Source organism: Streptomyces sp. NPDC054840 (assembly GCF_053611065.1).
Window position 1 is genome coordinate 1 of record NZ_JBSGZP010000629.1, and the last position, 4256, is coordinate 4256.

5 protein-coding genes and 3 pseudogenes are annotated in these 4256 nt (G+C 67.2%); 1 reads left to right on the forward strand and 7 read right to left on the reverse strand.

All coding sequences use genetic code 11. The features are described 5' to 3' along the window. The 7 genes and pseudogenes from ACWGIU_RS31080 to ACWGIU_RS31110 form a co-directional block, all read right to left on the reverse strand. Nucleotides 1-230 (reverse strand): annotated as a pseudogene (locus ACWGIU_RS31080) (bifunctional serine/threonine-protein kinase/ABC transporter substrate-binding protein); the annotation flags it as partial. Beyond that, entirely contained in the window at nt 230-1063 is an 834-nt protein-coding gene (locus tag ACWGIU_RS31085) for a hypothetical protein (RefSeq protein ID WP_453711405.1), read from the reverse strand. The pseudogene ACWGIU_RS31080 and the gene ACWGIU_RS31085, both read right to left, overlap by 1 nt. 776 nt (nt 1064-1839) lie before the next feature. Continuing rightward, nucleotides 1840-2357, reverse strand: a pseudogene (locus tag ACWGIU_RS31090) (IS630 family transposase). Continuing rightward, complete coding sequence (locus tag ACWGIU_RS31095; protein ID WP_453711407.1) at nt 2270-2554, reverse strand: helix-turn-helix domain-containing protein; 285 nt, start codon at nt 2552-2554, stop codon at nt 2270-2272. The pseudogene ACWGIU_RS31090 and the gene ACWGIU_RS31095 overlap by 88 nt, the downstream one beginning before the upstream one ends. A gap of 368 nt (nt 2555-2922) precedes the next feature. Next, entirely contained in the window at nt 2923-3477 is a 555-nt protein-coding gene (locus ACWGIU_RS31100) for an SMI1/KNR4 family protein (RefSeq protein WP_453711409.1), read from the reverse strand. 76 nt (nt 3478-3553) lie between these two features. After that, nucleotides 3554-3709: pseudogene (locus ACWGIU_RS31105) on the reverse strand (DNA/RNA non-specific endonuclease); the annotation flags it as partial. A 121-nt stretch (nt 3710-3830) separates the two neighbouring features. Continuing rightward, nucleotides 3831-4109, reverse strand: a complete 279-nt coding sequence (locus ACWGIU_RS31110; RefSeq protein WP_453711411.1) for a GNAT family N-acetyltransferase — start codon at nt 4107-4109, stop codon at nt 3831-3833. On the opposite strand from ACWGIU_RS31110, the gene ACWGIU_RS31115 reads away from it, so the two are divergent. Continuing rightward, nucleotides 3990-4256 (forward strand): hypothetical protein (locus ACWGIU_RS31115; protein ID WP_453711413.1); only part of this gene is annotated, 267 nt, incomplete at its 3' end. The two genes, ACWGIU_RS31110 and ACWGIU_RS31115, sit on opposite strands and share 120 nt — an antisense overlap.

Below are 4256 nucleotides of genomic sequence, written 5' to 3' on the forward strand. Positions count from 1 at the left end.
ATGCGGACGGCCCACGGGCTGGCCACCTCGGCGGCGATCCGGGCCTCGCGGCGGAACCGGGCCCGGAAGTCGGCCTCTTCGGCGTACTCCGCGCGGATCACCTTGACCGCGGCGAGCGCGCCGTCGTCGGTCCGGCCGAGGTAGACGACGCCCATGCCGCCGGCGCCGAGGCGTCCGAGGAGCCGGTGGCCGCCGATCCGGGAGGGGTCAGAGGGATGGAGCGGCTGCATCAGCCCGCCGCCTTTCCGAGCTCCTGCTTGGCCTGGATCATCATCACGCTGGTGCCCTGGGCCACGAAGGCGGTCAGGTCGTCGTTGGTGACGCCCTCCGCGGCCTTGGCGGAGATGGCCATGGTGACGGGTCCGAACTGGGCTTGGGACCACGTGTAGGGGTGGGGCCCGCCGTCCTGCGCGCTGACGTAGTCGCCGGATTCGGAGAAGGCGTCCTCGGTCCAGTCGTTCATCTCGCCGAGATAGAGGGCGCCGCCCCACAGACTCTTGAGCTCCTCGCCCTCACGCAGCTTCTGGTCCGGGCACCGCAGCACCTCTTCCATGGCGCGGGCGGTCTCCCAGCCGGATTCCTCACGGTTGTGGTGGACGGTGACCGTGGCGTTGATCCGCACTCGGCCGCGGCCGCCCTTGGCCGGGATGTGGAAGTGGCGGGTGCTGGTGGCGAGCACATCGTCCGGCAGACCCTCGGTCTGCCAGACGCAGCCCTCGTCGAGCACGGGCCAGCGGCCGGGGTCGCTCTCGAACGGGGCGCTGCGCACGACCTCCGGCCCGAGGTCCTGCTCGGCGATGATGATGCGGCCGAGCAGGTCGCGGGCCTCGGCGGCCGTCCTCGGCTGCTTGGACTCGTCGAGCGGGGGCATCGGGATGACGGCGGAAGCGCTGGGCCGGGCGGCCGGGGCACTCGCGCCGGTGCCGCCCGTGCCGGAACCACCCGTGGCGGTACCACCCGTGCCGGAACTACCCGTGGCCGACGTGCCCGGGGCGCCGCTCGACGCGGCTCCCTTCGGCGTACCCTCGGCCGCGCACCCGGCGATGAGGAACAAGCTCGCCATCGCGCAACACCAGGCGCGCAGGCCGGCTTTCCCTGTGCTTTGTCCTACCAGTCCCCCCACGGCACGGATGCTACCCCGCCGCGGGCGCGCTCGACCGGCTTACGGAAAAGGTGGGCCGGCGCGCTCGTCGGCTCACCGCAGGCGGTCCAGGGTCCAGGCGGACTCGTGGCGGATGAAGCCGATATGCGGGTAGTAGTCGACCGCGGCCGGCGGCGAGCAGGATCAGCTTCGCCTCGGGCGCCTCTTCCCGCGTGACGCGGATGTCGGCGGCGGTGGGCCAGGCCCGGTGTACTTCGACGTCGGGAGCGGCCCCGACGGCTGGGCTGACTCGGCGCGGAGCACAGCGCCCCCGTTTCGACACTTCCATCATCCCGCCCCCGGCCGGAACAGGGCTGGACTGACGGGAGGCGAGCATCAGGCCCTCCCGGAGCGGGCACGCAGGCGCGTCGACCCGCCCCGCGGCGGGAGCGCACGCCGCTGCTGCAGTCGCCAGCCGGAGCAGGCGCGGGTGCCGGCCTGATTCCCCCGGCGACGGTGCGGTGCGCGTCGGCCTGAAGCCGGATGACGTCCGCATGCTCATCCCGTGGCGTGGCGATGGGCCGACCGTTCGGGCCTCGGACGCCAGAGTGTGAGCCGAGTAGTGCGGGCCGCCTCCCGACAAAGAGGGGCGCCCCGCACACCGCCGCCACCCGCTTCCGAGGCACCAGGAGTCGGCGGCGGCCGGCCGGCAGACACTATGCGACCCGCACCCCCTCAATTGGCGATGAACCTATTGATCAGAAACTTAAGGGGTTCTCATTGAGGGTGTAGCGGACGTGGCTGCCGCCGAAGTAGCCGCGGACGATGTGGGGCTGGTGTTGGCGCCGCCGGAAGAACCGGCGGGTCTCGGCGGCGAGTTCGGCCTGGTTTCTGGCCCGGTGGGTGTGGGGCAGGCTGCGTTTGAGGTCGGCGTTGACCAGCTCGTCCGGGTTCAGCTCGGGTGAGTACGAGGGCAGGAAGTGCAGCTCGATCTCGTCGTCGTGGTCGGAGAGCCATGCCCGGACGGCCTTCGAGCGGTGGCCGGGTGACGGTCGACGACCAGGTGGACCTTCCGGTCGAAGTGCCCGACGATCCGGGCGAGGAAGCGGCATATGACCTTCGCGTCGAACGACTCGGTGAAGACCATGAAGTGCATCCGGCCGCGGGTGCTGATCGCGGACATCGCGTTCACGGAGAACCGGTTTCCGGTGCGGCGGACGATCGGAGTCTGCCCCTTGGCACCCCAGGTGCGGCCGGTGACCTGGTCGGATCGGATGCCGACCTGGTCGGCGAAGAGGACCTCACCACCGTCGGCCTTCGCCTTTGCCCGGATCGTGGGCCAGGTCTCCTCATGCCACACGCGGACCGCTTCCGGTCCTGCTCGACCGCCCGCTTGTCGGGACGCTGGAAGGTCAGCCCCCAGCGCTTGAGGTACTTGCCCACGCCGGGCTCGGTGAACCGGACCCCGTACAACTTGAAGATCGGCTGGCCTATCTGACCCCGCGTCCATAGCTGACCGGAAAGACCCAGGTCGGTGGGGGTGTGATCGAGGACAGCCTGCCGGATGGCGGCCTGCTCGGCCTCGACAGGACCTGATGCTCACCCACGCGGCGGCCTCGCCGGCGGGACAGCAGCGAGTCCCGGCCGCCGGCCTGCCACCTCGCCCACCAGTTGTCCACGGCCTTGAACAGGCCGGCAACCTCCACCCGGTCCCGGCCCTCCGTCAGCGCGGACACCGCCAGCAACCGCACGGCCTCCTGAGCGTCCGGCGACCAGGCCCGGGCATCCCCCACCAAATCACTCACACACCAGCAACGAGCCTGAACCCAAAGCGTTTCGGATCAATAGAGTCCGAGGGGCTCGTCACGCAGTTCTTTCCAAGCCTCTTCCCAGAGCGGCCAACCGCGGGGAACGTTTCTATTTTTCAGGACGCCGGCAAGAAATCCTGTAAATCCGCCATCGAATATCTCGATCTCAGGACATTGACGGTGGGCTACCGCAACATCCCAATCCCGCAGATCCTCCGAAGGGACGAGCAAGCACACATCACCATCCCAGTCATGATACGCCCAAGGAATCATTCGATCTCGATGTTCGACAACACGCCGGGGAACGTTATCCAAGAATTCCAATCCATCAAAGAAACCCTGCCGCTCCTCTTCGATGAATTCAACCAACCGCCTTCCGCCATTAGGATGCGGAATGAAGAGGTGATCGAGGAGAATACCCCCTCCATAGCAATCCACGAAGGCACGGAAATCCGCAGGAGCCGGCACGCCGACTGCGGCCTCGATCTCCTGCCAGGCATCTGCTCCAGCGGGCCGAGACCTCCGCACGCCACCCATCAACTGATGCAAGAAGGGAGGAAGGAATTCACCACTTGGATTCTCACTCACACTTCTTCACCACACACACAGAGCCTCTTCCCTGACCGCCACATCCGGGATGTGACAATCCACATTCAATCCACGATTACCCTTCGCGACTATGTGAACATAGTCGGGAATTCTGCTCAGCGATTGCATTCTCGAGGTTACTCATCACTGGCGAATTTTCAGCCTTATGCAGCGGGACCAAGTTCCTCAGGTCGATGCCCGCCCCACCGTACTGGCAGCCAGCAAGGTGACCACGAGCTCGATTGCCCTCAGGAAGTTACCTATAGCCAGGCGGGTCCACAGGTGCCAGCTTCCTCTCGCAGTCATACTTCCAAGCAGTCTGTGTGTCATCTTCCATGGAATCGGTTCCGCCCTCATGGACCTCGATCGCACCCAGCTTTCCCCTGCTTACCTCCATGGAACCCACGCCGTTGAACGGATCCCAGTGATCGCGCAAGGCATCTGCCTCCGCCTTGAGCCCAAGCGGAGTCGCCCGGAGTTTCGCGGCCCACGCCCTGCCCCTGGTAGGCGACGTGGACGGCGAGATCGCCCAGGTAGGTCGAGTACGCACCGTCGGTGATCGAGCGGGCGATGCCGATGAGGTGGCCGTCGTCGGAGCGGGCGACGACGACGAGGTTGGCTCCGGCCAGCATGCGGATGAAGCGCTCGACGTCGTCCACGGGACGGCGCTCGGCGAGGGTGGAAGCACGGTAGACGCCGACGATCTCCTCGACGTCCAGGTCGGCGTCGATGAGACGCTCACACTTCCACATACCGGTGCAACTCCTCGCCCGCTTCTC

What these genes read in the sequence shown, in the direction of transcription:
- ACWGIU_RS31085 (WP_453711405.1), bottom strand. Translation starts at nt 1,063, where the DNA reads ATGGCGAGCTTGTTCCTCATCGCCGGGTGCGCGGCCGAGGGTACGCCG.
- ACWGIU_RS31110 (WP_453711411.1), bottom strand. Translation starts at nt 4,109, where the DNA reads ATGCTGGCCGGAGCCAACCTCGTCGTCGTCGCCCGCTCCGACGACGGC.